This is a genomic window from Achromobacter pulmonis (genome assembly GCF_002885955.2).
Taxonomy (GTDB): domain Bacteria; phylum Pseudomonadota; class Gammaproteobacteria; order Burkholderiales; family Burkholderiaceae_B; genus Achromobacter; species Achromobacter pulmonis_A.
Genome location: NZ_POQS01000020.1, coordinates 1 through 16,330 on the forward strand (window position 1 = coordinate 1; position 16,330 = coordinate 16,330).

The 16,330-nt window shown below is 60.9% G+C and carries 16 protein-coding genes and 1 pseudogene; 7 read left to right on the forward strand and 10 right to left on the reverse strand.

Annotated elements, in window-relative coordinates:
* Nucleotides 1–667: Bug family tripartite tricarboxylate transporter substrate binding protein (locus C1I89_RS33055; protein WP_102776357.1), on the forward strand; the 667-nt coding region annotated here is incomplete at its 5' end.
* A gap of 121 nt (nucleotides 668–788) precedes the next feature.
* The gene (gene tnpA, locus C1I89_RS33060; protein WP_026437438.1) at nucleotides 789–1,220 is read left to right on the forward strand and encodes an IS200/IS605 family transposase; all 432 of its coding nucleotides are present in this window, start codon (nucleotides 789–791) and stop codon (nucleotides 1,218–1,220) included.
* Between the two features lie 148 nt (nucleotides 1,221–1,368).
* On the opposite strand, the gene C1I89_RS33065 is transcribed toward tnpA, so the two are convergent.
* From C1I89_RS33065 to C1I89_RS33090, 6 genes and pseudogenes are all read right to left on the reverse strand, one after another.
* Nucleotides 1,369–2,091 (reverse strand): dienelactone hydrolase family protein, encoded by a 723-nt coding sequence (locus C1I89_RS33065; RefSeq protein ID WP_102776358.1) that lies wholly within the window; start codon nucleotides 2,089–2,091, stop codon nucleotides 1,369–1,371.
* Nucleotides 2,088–3,233 carry a muconate/chloromuconate family cycloisomerase gene (locus tag C1I89_RS33070; protein ID WP_014386242.1) on the reverse strand — a complete coding sequence of 382 codons (1,146 nt, stop codon included), beginning with the start codon at nucleotides 3,231–3,233 and terminating at the stop codon, nucleotides 2,088–2,090. Before C1I89_RS33070 ends, C1I89_RS33065 begins: the two co-directional genes overlap by 4 nt.
* 29 nt (nucleotides 3,234–3,262) lie before the next feature.
* On the reverse strand, nucleotides 3,263–4,327 hold the full coding sequence (locus tag C1I89_RS33075) for a maleylacetate reductase (protein WP_053281483.1): 1,065 nt from the start codon (nucleotides 4,325–4,327) through the stop codon (nucleotides 3,263–3,265).
* A gap of 8 nt (nucleotides 4,328–4,335) precedes the next feature.
* Entirely contained in the window at nucleotides 4,336–4,671 is a 336-nt protein-coding gene (locus C1I89_RS33080) for a YciI family protein (RefSeq protein WP_102776359.1), read from the reverse strand.
* A 91-nt stretch (nucleotides 4,672–4,762) separates the two neighbouring features.
* Nucleotides 4,763–5,038 (reverse strand): annotated as a pseudogene (locus tag C1I89_RS33085) (Rieske 2Fe-2S domain-containing protein); the annotation flags it as partial.
* 114 nt (nucleotides 5,039–5,152) lie between these two features.
* Nucleotides 5,153–5,899, reverse strand: a complete 747-nt coding sequence (locus tag C1I89_RS33090) for a dioxygenase family protein (protein WP_102776360.1) — start codon at nucleotides 5,897–5,899, stop codon at nucleotides 5,153–5,155.
* 133 nt (nucleotides 5,900–6,032) lie between these two features.
* Here C1I89_RS33090 and C1I89_RS33095 point away from each other — a divergent pair, with 133 nt between their 5' ends.
* From C1I89_RS33095 to C1I89_RS33115, 5 genes are all read left to right on the forward strand, one after another.
* The gene (locus C1I89_RS33095; RefSeq protein ID WP_102776361.1) at nucleotides 6,033–7,001 is read left to right on the forward strand and encodes a LysR family transcriptional regulator; all 969 of its coding nucleotides are present in this window, start codon (nucleotides 6,033–6,035) and stop codon (nucleotides 6,999–7,001) included.
* A 615-nt stretch (nucleotides 7,002–7,616) separates the two neighbouring features.
* On the forward strand, nucleotides 7,617–9,257 hold the full coding sequence (gene istA, locus C1I89_RS33100; protein WP_060983852.1) for an IS21 family transposase: 1,641 nt from the start codon (nucleotides 7,617–7,619) through the stop codon (nucleotides 9,255–9,257).
* Nucleotides 9,254–10,018 carry an IS21-like element helper ATPase IstB gene (gene istB / locus C1I89_RS33105; protein WP_060983853.1) on the forward strand — a complete coding sequence of 255 codons (765 nt, stop codon included), beginning with the start codon at nucleotides 9,254–9,256 and terminating at the stop codon, nucleotides 10,016–10,018. Before istA (C1I89_RS33100) ends, istB (C1I89_RS33105) begins: the two co-directional genes overlap by 4 nt.
* A gap of 92 nt (nucleotides 10,019–10,110) precedes the next feature.
* On the forward strand, nucleotides 10,111–11,091 hold the full coding sequence (locus C1I89_RS33110) for a Bug family tripartite tricarboxylate transporter substrate binding protein (RefSeq protein WP_015060617.1): 981 nt from the start codon (nucleotides 10,111–10,113) through the stop codon (nucleotides 11,089–11,091).
* A 111-nt stretch (nucleotides 11,092–11,202) separates the two neighbouring features.
* A protein-coding gene (locus C1I89_RS33115; protein WP_419186584.1) for an IS3 family transposase occupies nucleotides 11,203–12,320 on the forward strand; the annotation gives its coding sequence in 2 pieces (ribosomal slippage) (nucleotides 11,203–11,455 and nucleotides 11,455–12,320; 1,119 coding nt in all).
* 128 nt (nucleotides 12,321–12,448) lie between these two features.
* Here the strand turns inward: C1I89_RS33115 and C1I89_RS33120 are convergent.
* From C1I89_RS33120 to C1I89_RS33135, 4 genes are all read right to left on the reverse strand, one after another.
* Nucleotides 12,449–12,949: an IclR family transcriptional regulator domain-containing protein gene (locus C1I89_RS33120; protein WP_060710272.1), complete on the reverse strand. Its 501-nt coding sequence runs from the start codon at nucleotides 12,947–12,949 to the stop codon at nucleotides 12,449–12,451.
* A gap of 37 nt (nucleotides 12,950–12,986) precedes the next feature.
* Entirely contained in the window at nucleotides 12,987–13,781 is a 795-nt protein-coding gene (gene istB / locus C1I89_RS33125) for an IS21-like element IS1600 family helper ATPase IstB (RefSeq protein ID WP_011255145.1), read from the reverse strand.
* Nucleotides 13,771–15,327 carry an IS21-like element IS1600 family transposase gene (gene istA / locus C1I89_RS33130; protein WP_011255179.1) on the reverse strand — a complete coding sequence of 519 codons (1,557 nt, stop codon included), beginning with the start codon at nucleotides 15,325–15,327 and terminating at the stop codon, nucleotides 13,771–13,773. The genes istB (C1I89_RS33125) and istA (C1I89_RS33130) overlap by 11 nt, the downstream gene beginning before the upstream one ends.
* Before the next feature lie 151 nt (nucleotides 15,328–15,478).
* A partial coding sequence (locus tag C1I89_RS33135) for a LysR family transcriptional regulator (RefSeq protein WP_146196977.1) occupies nucleotides 15,479–16,330 on the reverse strand: 852 nt, incomplete at its 5' end.

The following is a 16,330-nucleotide window of genomic DNA, read 5'->3' on the forward strand; positions in this document are numbered from 1 at the left end:
CGCGGCTATCTATGACAAGATGCCATATGATCCCGCGAAGTCCTTTGCGCCAGTAGCTGGGTTGGGAAAATCACCGCTTCTCTTGGTCACCCGTAATGGCCTTGGCGTCGACAGCGTCGCGGAGTTGGTGTCGGTGATGAAGACCCGGCAACTGTCTATGGCCTCAGCCGGAATCGGCAATGTGACCCATCTTGCCGGCGAGTATGTGGCGGCTCTGATGGGGTACAAGGTCACGCACGTACCGTTTAGCGGAAGCGCACCAGCTATCTTGGGCCTGATCGGCGATAACGTTGACGTCATGTTCGACGCGCTGCCGTCTTCAATGCATCAAGCCAAAGCTGGAAAAATCCGCCCCTTGGCCATTCTTGATGACCGACGGTTTCCGCTTTTGCCGGACGTGCCCACACTAAAAGAATCGGGATACGCCAATGGCGAGACCAGCGCGTGGATTGCGATCGTGGCGCCGGCGCAGACGCCGCGTTCTGCTGTATTGGAAATTAACAAGGCTGTGAATGATGCGTTGCTCAAACCAGAAGTAGCGCAGAAATTTCACTCGATTGGAGAACAACCGATGGCAGGGACACCCGAAGACCTTGGCAACTTCATGGCGGCCGAGCGTGCGCGTTGGTTGCCACTTGTGAAATCGCTTGGCGTGAAGCTCGACTAGCTACCAAAAGGAGGCCCCCCGGCTCTGCCGGGGAGGCAGTAGAAGTTTGACTTTTCAGGAGGTTGTCCACCGTAGAGACTTTCAATCGTGAGCCGCCAAGCAAACGAAAGGAAGAAACACGATGGACAAGTATGAAAGTTTGAGTCACACGGCCTGGGATTGCAAATATCACGTGGTCTTCATCCCCAAGTGTCGAAGGCGAACGCTGTACAAGCAGCTACGCGAACACCTGGGTGAGGTATTCAGAAAGTTGGCCGCGCAAAAGGAATGCAGGGTTGAAGAGGGGCATCTGATGCCCGATCACGTGCACATGATGCTGTCGATCCCACCGAAGTACTCGGTGTCGCAGGTGGTGGGCTTTATCAAAGGCAAGAGCGCAATCCACCTTGCGCGGGTGTACGGAGAGCGAAAGCGCAACTTCGTGGGTCAGCACTTCTGGGCGCGAGGGTACTTCGTCTCGACGGTGGGACGCGACGAAGCGGTGATACGGGAGTACATCCGAAACCAGGAGAAGGAAGACGAGAGGTTGGACCAACTCGGTCTATGGAGGTGAGTAGCCACCGATAGGTGGCCCCAAGAATGAGGGGCCGCGTTAGCGACCCCTTACAGCCGCTTTGAGCGGCTCACATCCCGAATGCCCCCGGCTTTGCCGGGGGATGGTTACTATCCAGGCCAACAATCCACTCCAAAAAAGGCGCAGGCTACGGCGACTTCTGGAGCCCATTGGAATGGTGTCGCCTAAGAAACTCGACCGATCGCGAGAGTGCCAGTTTGGCGGCTTCAGGCGCGAACCCGAATGAACGGACCGAGTTGAAGAACCCGTGGCCAGCCTTTTCATAGGTAAAGAACTCATGCAAACCTGGAGGGATAGATAGGGCTCGCATCAAAATTTCCTGCACCTCCGCTGGAATATGCGCATCCGAATCCCCAATGTGAACTTGCGTTGGGCACTTCAGGGCCGCGAGATCCGCTTGATAGTCCTGCACCTTGACTGGATAAAAAGACACGCTGCTGTCGATGCCGCCGATCGCCGAAAGCTGAAGGGCGTACTTACCTCCCAAGCAGAAGCCGAGGACGCTGACGCTTCCGTCGCAGCGTGGATCACTTGCGAGCGCCTCGACCGCCACCCTCGCGTCGTGCAGTGCGACTTGATCATCCATTCGTTGCCAAAGGGAGATGGCTATCTCGCGGTCCGACTCGGAGTACGTCAATTCGACGCCGGGCTCGATCTGGCTGAAAATATCCGGGGCCAGCACTACAAAACCTTCACGAGCGAACTGGTCGGCTGCCAATCTCATGGCGTTATTGATCCCGAAGATCTCGGGCAGCAGGACGACGCCTTGTTGCTTCTCCGGTGAGCCGGACGAGATGTAGCCGCCCATCGCACCGTGGGAGGTTTTCATTTCGAAGTTGAAGTTTTTCATTGTTTCCGCGAATAAAAGTTGATCTTGTCCAAGTCGGGCTCGACACCAAGCCCGACACCTTGCGGGACTACGACTTCGTATTCCCTGTACTGTGTAGCGGTCGTAGCCAAGTCGTCGGCCAGCAAAAGCGGACCGACCAGTTCGCAATCCCAGGCGAGCGTTGGAAGCGCGCTGAACAACTGAAGCGCTGCGGCCGTGCCAATCGAGCTTTCGAGCGCCATTCCGCCGTAAATGGGAATCCCGGCGGCCTCTGCAATGGCGGCAGCCTTGTACGCCCGCCGGATTCCTCCGCCCTTGCCGACTTTCACGCCGTAAATCCCCGTAGCACCAGCCTTAAAGCACGTAAAGGCATCGCGGAAGTCCCATAGGCTTTCATCCGCCGCAATGGGTATGTTCAGCCTCATCGAAAGGTTTGCAAGGCCCTGCAGCTGCCACCTGGGCAAAGGCTGCTCGATCATGGCGACGCCGGCGTCCTGCAGTCGAGGCAAATACTGCGTACATGTTGGGAAGTCCCACGCCTGGTTCAGATCGACCGTGACGGTCGCCCGAGGATCCATCGCATGAATCGCTTTGACGGTTTGGACTACCCGCTCCGTTTCAGAACGGGCGTCACTGAGCCCCATCTTTATCTTGAAGGTGCGGTGTCGACGGCGCTCGATCTGACGCTCGGCATCTTCAATGTCCACGCTGGCGTTGCCCGAAACAAGCACCCACAAGACCGGCATCGATTCCCGAACCCGCCCGCCGTAAAACGCACTGACGGGCAGACCCAGGATCCGGCCCACGGCATCGTGCAAGACAACGTCCACGGCTGCCTTGGCAAAGAAATTGGCGGACGCCACGCGATCCATCAAGTGCAGTAAAGTTTCGTGCCCGAAGAGATTCGCGCCTATCAGCGCGGGGGCCAGATATCGATCCACGACCTCCTTCATGGTTTCGATCGACTCCCCCCCCCAAAACGGTGTTCCCGCGGGAGTGCCCCCTTCCCCGTACGCGACGACTCCGCTGGAAGTACGCAACGTCATAAAGAGGAGGGACTGGTGCGCATGCGAAGAGTTCGAATGGTTGTGTACCTTCTTGAGAGGCAGGTCGATGATGCGAGTCTCGATACTCTCAATGGTTTCAATAATTTGCGCGTTCATTGTGTACTCCGGCGATATAGCGATTTGAGCTATGTCGAATGATCTGGCCTCGTCCCGCCCCACGCATTGGCAATCAGGCGTCTGATAATTTGGGCGTCCAGAGGGACGGGGTTTGGGTAGGGCTTGGCCATTACTGCGGAGGTGACGACGTCGATGTCCGTCTCCTTCATCCCCAGCTCCCGCAAGCCCACGGGTACGCCGCTGTTTTTTGCTATGTCGTAAATGCGCCCGGCCGGATCACCCCCGCCCATGGCCCGCTTCATGACGCTCATGGCCTTGTCGATCTTGGAAGCGTTGTAAGCGAGCGCATGCGGTAGCACCACTGCATGTGTCTCGGCGTGGGGTAGGTTGAGTGCTCCTCCGAGCGTGTGGCAAAGTTTGTGGTGAAGGCCCATGGAGGTGGATGCCAGGCAAATGGCACTCAACCACGATCCATAAAGTGCCTCGACCCGAACCTCTGGATCGGCAAGGTCGTCACGAAGCTTCGGCAGGCTTCTAAACAACGCGGCGATCCCTAACTCCGCGAACGTGTCGATAATTGGATTTGCGTCGCTTGCGTAAAGCGCCTCTACCGCATGAGCCATGGCATTAATGCCACTTGAAACGGACATCGTCAGAGGAAGCGAGAACGTGAGATCTACGTCGTAGATCACGGTTTCCGGTAGCACTTTGGCCGAGCGCTGCGTGGTTTTGACGCCGCGCTCGCTCTGGCCAAGAATGGGGGTCATCTCCGAGCCCGCATAGGTAGTCGGTATCACCAACTGCGGCAGGTCCGTATGCAGTGCGATGGCCTTGGAAAGCCCGATCGCCGATCCCCCGCCCAACGCCACCACCCCATCCGCCCCTAACCTGTGCACATGCGCCAGAGCTGTCTCGGTCACTTCGACGGGGGTGTGCATGACGGCGCCGGCGAAAACGCCAACGCAAGCGGAGCCAACAAGCGACCGTATTTGCTCAGCTTGCTCTGGAACGCTTGCCACGATCAGGACTCGTTTGCACCCCAGCCGTTCGACCTCGGCAGCGACCTCGGAAACAGTGCCTCGGCCGAAGCGGACCCGGCTCGGCATGCCCTGGTAGAGGAAATCTTTCATCATCTGCTCGCCTACGCGACCGAGTTCGCATAGAGCGGACTGTCGTCGGTTGGAATATTGAACTTGCCGTCAAATACAGCTTTAATCCAGGGCTGGATGGTCACGAAGGAACGCAGTCCGGCTCGCGTGAACGGATCGTTCTCCACGAACTGGCGGGCCTCCTCTAAGTCGCTCACCTCAACGATGTAGCTGCCACCCCGAACTGATTTCCCGTCGTCGGTAAAAGTTGCTCCCGCCGCTAGTACTTTGGCCGCAAGGCCTTCCATGTATTTGCGGTGCTCGGACACGACCGCTTGGCGTTTCGCAACTGTGCCCGGCAAGTCTTGAAAAAAAATCGCTACATACATTGAGATATCTCCTTAAAAAACGGCTGCATCGCTGATAACTTGTAGACCGGAATCACGCGCGTGGAATCGATTGATCTGGATCCTCCAGCACTTTGCGACAGACCGCCGCGCCGCGGTGCGCGCAGCGGTTGACCCAGACGCTGAGCTTTCCCTCTTTTGTGCGCGTTACAACTACCGGCGTGTCGCCCACGAACGTGGACTTGAAATCTCCGGGCTGCGGGATCTCGGCCTCCAAGGCCACGAAACTCCAGGTTGGCCCGCGATAGATGCGTTGTAGTTCGAGTTCGTAAACCTCTTGGGAACGGTATACGTCCAAAGGCACACGGGTCCCATCATGTGTTGGGAAGGTCACGGGCTTGATATCCATCTCTACGTTCCTCAAATGGCGATCCAGCGAGGGATGGATCGCGTCTCCACAGCTTCTTGCCAACGCGGCAGGCCGGCGAGCCTTGCGCGTCGGGCTTCAGTGATGCGCGGCCGTTCAGGCCGGATCGAGAACGAAATCCTTCTTGAGGACCTTCACGCCCCCGCGCTCCTGCAACTTGTGGACCAAGGCGGGGCGCACGGCCTCGACGCAGTCGCTGTCGACCCACTTCTCGCCCGCGAAGTAGGCCTGCGTCGTGTGCTCCAAAAAGCCCGGCGCGCGCACCTTGAAGTGCACGTGCGCGGGTCGCCACGGATGGCGGCCCATCAGCTCCAGCATCTTGCCGCTAGGGCCCTGGTGGGGAATCATGTAGGGCACCGGCACCACGGTACGGATGCTGAAGGCGCCGGTCGAATCGATGATCTTCTTGCCGCGATAGAAGTCCGGTGAAATCTCAGGGTTGAATCCACTGTATTCCCCTTCGTGGTCGGAGTGCCAGATGTACAGCTCGGCACCTTCGACCGGCTTGCCCGCCAAATCGACAACCTTGCCCTCGATAATCAGCTCCTCGCCGCCATCGCCACGTGTCTTGATCCTGTCCGTGATCGTGGGAATGGACTCCAGGAAATAGGGTCCCTCCACGTTGGTCACGGAGCCCTTCCGGTGGTTCATCTCGTTGTCGGTGATGGTTGCGTTGAACCAGAGATCGCACACCAAGGGAATTTCGTATTCCGGAGCCTTGGCGTATTGCATGAGGAAGCCCACGCCAGCGCGGTACTCTTCAAACGTCACGTCGTGGCGCTTCAGAACTTCGCGAACCGCCTTGACGATTTCGCTGATCACTGTCTCTGCCCGGTTTGCCATATTCTTGTCTCCTGTCGTGGTGGATGGAACGAATGCAGAATCTACCGGGCGGGGACGATTCAATCCAATACCATCTTTGGCATCGGGATGACCAGAAAGGTATCGCGGCAGCGGCGCTGGGGTACAATTGGGTATGGAGCTACGCCACCTTCGTTATTTCGTAACCGTCGCAGAGGAGCGCAGCTTCCGTCGCGCCTCGCTGAGACTTCATATCTCTCAGCCGCCGCTGTCGCGCCTAATAAAGCAGCTTGAGGAGCAAGTTGGTGCTCAGCTATTCGATCGAACCACGACCGGGGTCGAACTCACCGCGGCAGGAGAGGTCTTTTTGGAGGGCGCAAACAAGGCTCTGCGGATAACAAGTGACGCGGTCGAAAGATCGCGTCGTGCTGCAAAGGGCGACTTTGGCCACCTCGAAGTCGCCTATTACGGCTCCGTGATCTTCGGCACCATCCCTCATCTGATCGGCGCCTATCGTGACGCACAACCCCGCGTCACAGTTCGTCTGTCGCACATGACGAAGGATTGGCAAATCCGAGCTCTGCGCGATGGGTGGCTTGACATCGGGTTTGCCCGCTATTATCGAGACGAACCGGACATCGCATCAGAGGTGGTGGTGAGCGAGCCGGTGGTACTTGCGGTGCCGTCGACGCACCCATTGGCCAACCGCACCGTCGTGCCCATGTCGGCCCTGCGAGATGAGTGCATGATCGTCTACCCTGCGGCGTCTCGTCCAAGCTTTGCCGATGAGGTCATGCTCTTTTGCGATCAGGCGGGGTTCACACCTCGCATCGTTCAGGAAACGGAAGATCCCATGGCTTGCCTCGCTCTAGTATCCGGCGGAGTAGGCATCGCACTAGTCCCAATATCCACAGTCAATATCCGTCTACCGCGGGTTGCTTTTCTCAAAGTCACTGATCCTGAGCCCACAAGTAGCCTGTGCTGCGTCTACCGAAGGAACGACCAGAGGCCACTTCTCTCCGGTTTTCTAGCTGTGGTGCGCGCCTTGAATCTGAACGCACTGAATAACAACGCGTTCGAGGAGCAAAGTCGATTGGTCGAGCTCGGTCACGACAGTCGAGGCCGTCGTAAGGCCAACATTTGACCTCTGCGGCGTATGTTCAACGCCCCATTCGCCGGTATTGAATGTAGATTTTCAATGCCGGCCGACTGCTAGAGCGTCGGACCCGAAGGGCTGCACGCGTGGCAGGGCATGGGTCGCGTCGCTGTTTTAGAGGGCGAGCGACCCTCTCGCCACGAGAGCCCACTCTGAGCGCCGAATCTCAAGGCAGCCGGACGCAGTGAAGTCCAGCTGCGCGCCCCGGTCGGATGCGCTTGGATCGAAGCCAGTGGCGTCATCCGATCTTCGAACCTGTGGGGCTCTGCACGTCTCGAGATGCATTCGACCGCTGCCGTTCCAGCTGCCGCCGTCGAGCGATTTCAGTCCGCCACGTAGACCTGCGTACCTCAGTAGTTCCGGCGGAACGACTGTCCCCGTGGGTGCCGGCCTCCGGTATGGCGCCGTGCCTGAAAAGGTATTGGCCTGCGCATTGCGGAGAGCCTAAAGTCGGGTGGACCCTGATGGCCACCCAAACTCCCCCACTTATGGCCACCTCAAACTCCCCCACCTGAACTGATCGGGGATAGGGGTTAAACGCCGGCGCCGTCGGCACCTGTTGGCAGGACATTGATCCGGTCTTCCTCGAGGGAAGGCCAAGGAGTGAATGTCTTGAAGTCCAACCAACGCGCCACCATAGAGACACTGCTGGAGCGCAATACATCGCAACGCGAGATCGCCCGCATCACGGGCATCGACCGCAAGACGGTCAGGAGCTATCACCAACGCTGGCTGGAGCAACTGCAGTCAAATTCCCCCGGGGTGGCCACCGGCTCGGCCCAGCAAATTCCCCCACCCTGGCCACCGGCTGCTGTGCCGGTGGCCACCTCCCTGTGCGAACCCTGGCGCGAGTTCATCGAAGCCCAGTTGCGTCTGAAGCGCAACGCCATGGCCATCTTCCAGGACCTGGTCGACCAGCACGGATTTACTGGTCAGTACAACTCGGTCAAACGCTTCTGTGCAAAGCTGCGCCACAAGGAGCCCGAGCAGTTCGACCGCCTGTCCTTTCTGCCTGGGGAGGAGATGCAGGTGGACTACGGCGAGGGCGCGCCCACCCGCGTGCCGGGCAGCGAGCGGTACCGCAAGCCCCGCCTGTTCGTGGCCACGCTGCGCTACTCGCGCGCCAGTTTCCGCTGCGTGGTCTGGAAGTCCAGCCAGCAAATCTGGGCCGAGTTGCACGAGCAGGCTCTGCGGTACTTCGGTGGCTGCCCGCAGTACGTGGTTCTGGACAATCTGAAGGAAGGCGTCTTCAAGCCCGACCTGTACGAGCCCGAACTCAACAAAGTCTACGCCGCCACCCTGGCGCACTATGGCGTGGTGGCCGACCCGGCGCGGGTGCGAGACCCCAACCGCAAGGGCACGGTGGAGCATGCCATTGGCCACACCCAGGCCACGGCCTTGAAGGGCCGGCGCTTTGAGTCCATCGAGGCCCAGAACGAGTTCCTGGCGCACTGGGAGAAGAGCTGGGCAGCCAAGCGCATCCACGGCACCGAGCGGCGCCAGGTGCAGGCCATGTTCGAGGAGGAGCGCAGCCACCTCAAACCTCTGCCGCTCCTGGGCATGCAGTATTTCGAGGAGGCGGTGCGCACCGTCTGCGACGACAGCTGCGTGCGGGTGGATCACAGCAGCTACGCCGCTCGCCCGGCGAACATCGGCTCCAAGGTGCTGGTGCGCATCTATGCCCAGCGCATCGAGATCCGCGATCTGCAAACCGGCGCCCTGCTGCGCACCCACGCCAAAGCCGAGCGCCCCGGCACGGTGGTGCTGCCCATGGAGGAGCGGGTATTCAATCCTTCGCGCGAGACCCGTCTGATCCTGCGTCAGGCTGGCGAGATCGGTGAGCACGCCAAACGGCTGTGTGAGCTGCTCTTTGCCATCGAGGGTCGGGTGGGCCAGCGCAAGCTCTGGGGCATCGTCAGCCTGGCCAGGCGATACCCAGCGCACTGCGTCGACACCGCCTGCGCACAGGCCCTGGAGCAGGGGATTTACAGCTACAAGCGCGTGCTGGCTTTGACCGAGGCCATCTTTGCCCAGGCGCTCAACGCCATCGAGACCCAGTCCAGCGGTGCGCCCGCCGGCGGCGGGCGCACGCTGACCCAGCAGCACGAGCTCATCCGCGACGCCGATGAGTACGCCGATCTGTTCGCGCACGCTGCGGCCGTCACAGCCACGAGCACGCTCGAGTCCGCCACGGCGAACACCACCACCAACAACACCAACAACGCACCTGGAATTCAGCCATGAACATGATCGAGATCGAACGCGCGCTGCGCGAGCTGCGTCTGTCCGGCATTGCCGAGACCCTGTCCACCCGCGTGATGCAGGCCCAGGCCGCGCAGGAGCCCTTCCTGGAGACCTTTGGGGCCATGCTGCAAGACGAACTGGACCGCCGGCGCTCGCGTCTGACCGAGCGCCGCTTCAAGCGCTCGGGCCTGGATGAGCGGCCCTCGCTGGCTGACTTCGACTGGCGTTTCAACCCGAAGCTGCCGCGCAGCGCCTGCTTCGAGTTGCATACCCTGAAGTTCATCGGCGAGGGCGCCAATGCGCTGATCATCGGCAAGCCCGGTACCGGCAAGAGCCATGTGGCCAAGGCCGTGGCCTACCAGGCAACGCTGCAGGGATACGACGCGCGTTACCTGGAAGCCGACACCGAGTTTGCTCGCTACGCGTTGGCCAGCGACTCAGAGCGCACCGAGCTGCTCAAGGACTGGGTCTCACCGGACCTGATCATCCTCGATGACCTGTTCCTGGCCAGACGCATCAGCGAGCACGCAGCCGAGGTGCTGCAGGCCATCGTGCACCAGCGCTACAAGCTGCGCCGCTCCATCGTCATCACATCCAACCGCGTGGTGCAGGACTGGGGCAAATATCTGGGCGACGCCACCATGGCCACCACCATCCTGGACCGCCTCATGCACCGCTGCGCAATGCTGGAGTTCGAGGGCAAGAGCTACCGCCTCAAGGAGGCTGCCGCACGCATCGCCATCACACCCGAGTCGTCATAATCTGGTCGTCCTGCCTGGGGGAATTTGGGGTGGCCAAGGGTGGGGGAATTTGACCTGGCCATCGGGGGGTGGATCGTTGTTTGGAGAACGTCTTGAATCCACCCAGCTCAATGCGCCGCCGTTCCGTGCTCGCAGGTCTTTCTTTCGCCTGCATGGCCAACGGCGCCTCATGGGCGCAGGCCTCCTATCCGAGCCGATCCATCAAAATCATCGTCCCGTTTGGAGCCGGCGCATCAGCTGACCTCATAACGCGCCGCGTCGCAGAGGCTATGGCGACCTCACTCGGGCAAGCCGTGATCGTAGAAAACCGCCCCGGCGCTACGGGCAATCTGGGTACGGGAGTAGCTGCTAAGGCGGAGCCTGACGGCTACACCCTTGTTGTTGCTTCGACTCCCAACTTCGCCATCAACACGGCACTCTATCGCCAACTCCCCTTCGACGTCGACGCTGACTTCAGCCCGATCTCTCTGATGGCCGAAGCGCCCAACGTGATTGCGGTAAACCCCTCTACAGGCATCACGTCCATGGGGGATCTGGTCGTTGCGGCCCGCAGGGCCCCTGGTGGGCTTGCATACACCTCAGCCACAGTCGGTAGCACGGGACACCTGCTTGGTGAGCTACTAGCTGCCCGCGCCGGAATCAGGCTGATACATGTGCCCGACAAGGACCCGATTACGCTGGTTCTCGGCGGCCACGCCCCGATGACAATTTTCACCACTGCTTCAGTCCTTCCACACCTTCGGTCGGGGCGACTGAAGGCATTGGCGGTTACCTCCGCGAGCCGGCTTGCCGTCGCACCAGACGTTCCAACGTTGCTCGAAATGAAGGGAATCGACATCAGTGGGACGGCTTGGTACGGGCTGGTCGCCCCACGCGCGACGCCAGCAGAAGCCCAGACGAAGCTCCGCTCTGCAGTCAAGAGCGCACTGCAAACCCCGCGTGTGCTAAGCGCGCTGGTGGATTCGGGACACGAGGTGCGCTTGTTGGAAGGATCGGATTTCGGAGCGTTTATGCGCGCCGAACGCGTTAAGTGGGCGGAGGCTGTGAGGCTCTCCGGAGCGAGACCCGAGTGACCCCAGTCGGGCGGAACGGAGGCCCAGTGACGTTCCCCCCGATTTCCGGACTTTTTAAAACTAGAGGTACGGTTGCTTTCCGGCAGCCCCGAAGGGGTGCAAGGAGAAGCAATGAAGAGGTCGAGATTTTCGGAAGAGCAGATCGCCTACGCGCTGCGACTGGCCGAGTCGGGCACACCCGTCATCGATGTGTGTCGCCAGATCGGCGTGTCCGAAGCGACGTACTACACGTGGAAGAAGAAGTTCGGCGACCTGGGCGTCACCGAGCTCAAGCGGCTCAAGATGCTCGAGGACGAGAACGCCCGCTTGAAGCGCATCGTGGCTGACCTGACGCTGGACAAGCAGATCCTGCAGGAGGTCGTTAGAAAAAAGCTCTGAAGGCTGCCAAGCGGCGCGAGCTGGCAGCCTGGATGCAGGAGCGCTACGAGGTGAGTGTGCGGCGGTCGTGCCGTCTGGCGTTGCTGCGCCCGTCGGTTTGGTATCAGAAGAGCGAGGCACGCGATCAAAGCGCGCTGCGCCTGCGCATTCGGGAGATTGCGATGGATCGTCCACGTTTCGGGTATTTGCGCGTGCTGGTGATGCTCAAGCGCGAGGGTTGGTCGGTCGGCAAGAAGCGCGTCTATCGCCTGTACCGGCTGGAAGGCTTGCAGCTTCGCATGAAGGTCAAACGCCGCAAGCGCATCAGCCTGCAGCGCGGTCGAGCGACGCCAGCCACAGGACCGAACCAGCACTGGAGCATGGACTTTGTACACGACCAGATGCTCGATGGCCGGGCATTCCGTGTGCTCACGGTGATCGATCAGTGGAGTCGCGAGAGCGTGTCTCTAGAGGCCGACTTCCGGCTCACAGGTCGATGCGTCGGGAAGGTCCTGGACGAGGCTGCGCTGCAGCGTGGATGGCCCAAGGCGATCACGGTGGACAACGGCACGGAGTTCACCTCCAAGGCGCTCGATGAATGGGCATGGCGCAGAGGCGTGAAACTCGACTACACGAGACCCGGAAAGCCCACGGACAATGGGCTGATCGAGTCATTCAACGGTCGCTTGCGCGACGAGTTCCTGAACGTCAACGAGTTCATTACGATGCAGGATGCGCGTGAGAAGTTGAAGGCTTGGCAGCATGACTACAACCATCACCGGCCGCATGGCTCTCTCGGCCACCTGACCCCGAGTGAGTTCGTCAAAAAGAGGTCAGATCAACAAGCCGGAAGCCGCCCGATTCCAGTTTAGAAGTGACCGGATAAGGGGGAGACGTCACTTGCTTGTATTCAAACACTCAGCAAGGGATACGTTTTTCGGGGGCAAGGTCACTGAAGTTGCGTTGCGACATGCAAGCGTGAGACACGCGGTGACGTAGGCTAAGGAACGCGGGTGCTCGAAGAGATGCGCCCCGTCACCGCTTGCGCCGTCGCTTTCAACAATTTTGTCAGCGCTAGCTTCTTGGGCTCGAAGATGCTTGTCGGAACAGCTAGGCCGAGACAGGCGATCATTTTGAGATGGACATTGAATACCGGTGCAGAGAAACCGACAACACCATTCGTAAACTCGTCCTGCGAGTACGCCACCCCCTCCGCCCTCACACTCAGCACCTGCCGATGCAGCTCTCCCACCGATCTCACCGACCGCCTTGCAATCGGTCGCAACTCGACGCGCGCCAAGTATTCCTCCAGCTCCTTCGCATCGAGAAACGCTAATACGAGTTTGCCGGAGGAGCTTGCGTACAGCGGCGCACGCACCCCCTCGTGCATCGCGAGTCCTCGCGACGCCGTCACACCGTGCACACGCTCCACAACATCCCCCACGCGAACATTCAAACCGCACGTGTTAATTTCCATGCAACCCTGAGCCGGCATTTCCATCGAATCTTGATCCACCCTTTTTGCAAGCCTGGAAGGCTCACGGTGTGGATAAGTTCTTGGTTTTCTCCTTCTTGGATTGTGCCGGCAGCGCCGAGCTGTTCTTGAATCGGAAGCTGTCGTTGCCAGTTTCCAGGATATGGCAGTGGTGCGTAAGCCGGTCCAACAGCGCCGTCGTCATCTTCGCATCACCGAACACCGACGCCCATTCGCTGAAGCTCAGGTTGGTCGTGATCACGACGCTGGTGCGTTCGTAAAGCTTGGACAGCAGGTGGAACAGCAAGGCCCCACCGGACGCGCTGAATGGCAGATAACCCAGTTCGTCGAGGATCACCAGATCGGCGTACATGAGCCGGGTGGCGATCTGTCCCGACTTGCCCTGCGCCTTCTCGACCTCCAGCGCATTGACCAGTTCGACCGTGGAGAAGAACCGGACTCGCCGGTGATGATGCTCGATGGCCTGCACACCGAGCGCCGTGGCCAGGTGGGTCTTACCAGTGCCCGGGCCCCCGACCAACACCACATTGTTGGCCTCCTCCAGAAACTCGCAACGGTGCAACTGCCGCGCCAGCGCCTCATTGACTTCGCTGTGGGCGAAGTCGAAACCGGCCAAGTCCCGGTACACAGGGAAACGGGCCACCTTCAATTGGTAGGCCACGGAGCGCACCTCGCGCTCGGCGGTTTCCGCCTTGAGCAGTTGGGCCAGGATGGGTTGTGCCGCCTCGAACGCCGGTGCCCCTTGTGCGGTCAGCTCGGCCACGGCCTGGGCCATGCCATACATCTTGAGCTCTCGCAGCATGATCACGATGGCGCCGCTGGCAGGGTCATGACGCATGACGCACCTCCTGGGCTGTGCGGGCAGCCGCGGGGCGGCGCAACTGGTCGTAGCGCAGCACGTTGGCTTGAGGTTCGTTGACCAAGCGCAGGGCCTGTGGTGCCGTCACCGGCGCCGCAGGCGCCGGCTCCCCTTCCAGCAAACGATGCAGCACGTTCAGCACATGGGTCTTGGTCGGCACGCCAGCTTCCAAGGCCAGCTCCACGGCGGCCAGCACGGCCTGTTCATCGTGGTGCAGAACCAGGGCCAGGATCTCCACCATCTCCCGGTCGCCACCCGATTGGCGCAGCAACATGGCCTGCAGCCGTTTGAAGGCTGGCGGCAGTTCGGCGAACGGAGCACCGTTGCGCAAGGCACCGGGCTTGCGCTGCAGCACCGCCAGGTAGTGACGCCAGTCGTAGACGGTCCGACCACCGACGTCGTGGCGCCGGTCGATGAGGCGCGTGTGCTCGCACAAGATCTGACCTTCGGCGGCGACCACCAGCCGCTCGGCGTAGACCCGCAGACTCACCGGCCGGTTGGCGTAGGAGGCCGGCACGCTGTAGCGGTTGCGCTCGAAGTGCACCAGGCAGGTGGGCGAGACCCGCTTGGTGTGTTCGACGAAGCCGTCGAAGGGGCGCGGCATCGGCATCAGGGTGGGCCGCTCCTGCTCCCAGACATCGGCCACCGTGCCTGGCAGCTTGCCGTGGACGATCTCGCGCCACAAGGTCTTGCAGCGGTTCTCCAGCCACTCGTTGAGTTCGGCCAGGGTTGGAAACGCCGGCACGGGTTGCCACAGCCGGTGACGCGCATCACGCACGTTCTTCTCCACCTGCCCTTTCTCCCAGCCCGAGGCCGGATTGCAGAACTCGGCCTCGAACAGGTAGTGGCTGACCATGGCGCTGAAACGGGCGTTGACGTCGCGCTCCTTGCCCCGGCGCACCTTGTCCACGGCGGTGCGCATGTTGTCGTAGATACCGCGCCGGGGAATGCCACCCAACACCGCGAAGGCATGGTTGTGCGCATCGAACAGCATCTCGTGGGTTTGCAGCGGATAAGCCCGCACGGTGAAGGCGCGACTGTGGCTGAGCTTGAAGTGGGCTACCTGCAGCTTGGTGCGCTCGCCGCCGATGACGGCCCAGTCTTCGCTCCAGTCGAATTGGAACGCTTCGCCAGGACCGAAGGCCAGCGGCACGAAGGTGCCTCGGCCGGTGGTCTGCTGCGCTTCCTGACGTTGCTGCTGCCAGACTCGGGCGAAGGCGGCTACCCGGCCGTATGAGCCTGGGTAGCCCAGGGCGGACAGGTCGGCGTGGAGTTGCTTCACGGTGCGCCGCTGCTTGCGCGACTTGCCCGCTTCGCTCTTGAGCCAGCCTGAGAGCTTCTCGGCGTAGGGATCGAGCTGGCTCGGACTGATGCGCCGAGGGTAGTGCGGCTCCGCCACACCCGCGCGCAGGTACTTCTTGATGGTGTTGCGAGACAGGCCGGTGCGCCGGGCGATCTCTCGGATGGACAACTGCTCGCGCAGGGCCCAGCGTCTGATGACACTTAATGTTGCCACGTCAATCACTCCTATGCTCCTGCCGAAAAAATCAGCAGGTTAGGGTTGTTACGTGGATCAGTTTTAGACGGAAATTACCGGGTTAAGCTGAGGCCAACGTTGGCGATAGTGACCGGCAGCGCCGCCAAGCGCGGGCTGGTGGTCAGGACAGGGAGCGAGGTCATTGAGGCCATGTCGCCATTTCTTCCTGCATCCTGTCGGCCAATTCGCGCTGCCAAGCTGCCAGCAAGTCAAAGCGGCTGACCAGCCACAGCTCCGTTTCGAAGAAGAGCTTTTCGGGGTACGGCACCAGTTCGGGATAGTCAGCGGCAACGAACTTGGGCAGCAGCGCCACGCCGTGGCCCAGCGCGCACAGGTGCGCCATGGGCACGAAGCTGTCCGACTGCACGCGCACCTTGCCCGTCAGGCCGAACTTGGCCCAGTCCAGGTTGGCGTAGGTGAAGTTGTGATCCTGGTGGAAGAACTGCAAGTTCATGGCCAGAAGGTCGTGGTCGTCGACAAACGCGGGATTTGACGCACTCGTGTCGTGGCGCGCCAGGTACGCGCGGCTGGCGTAAGCGCCCACGGCCACCGCACCGATCTTGCGTACGCGCAGGGAATTGCTGTTGCGCACAGGCCGTGCTAGCCGCACGGCGATGTCCACCTGGTTTTGCTCCAGATTGACGAAGTGCGTCTCGGTGGTGATGTTGAGCAGCAGCCGAGGAAATTTCTCCCCCAGCGCGACGAATACTGGCGCAAAGCGCTTGGCGAACGCGTCCATCAGGCTGATGCGCACCACGCCCGCGCCTTCCTGGTGATTCTGAGAGAAGCTGCGCGCCGCCTCTTCCATGTGCTGGGCAGCGCTGACCAGCGCGTGCAGGTCGGCCGAGGCTTTCCAGCCGGCCTCGCTGCGCACGAACAGAGTGCGACCGAAGCGCTGCTCCAGCACCCGGATGCGCCGGCGCAGGGTGGAGTCGTCGATGCCTTCCATGTCGGCTGCAACTTCGTAGCTCCCGTGGCGCTCCAGCGCGAG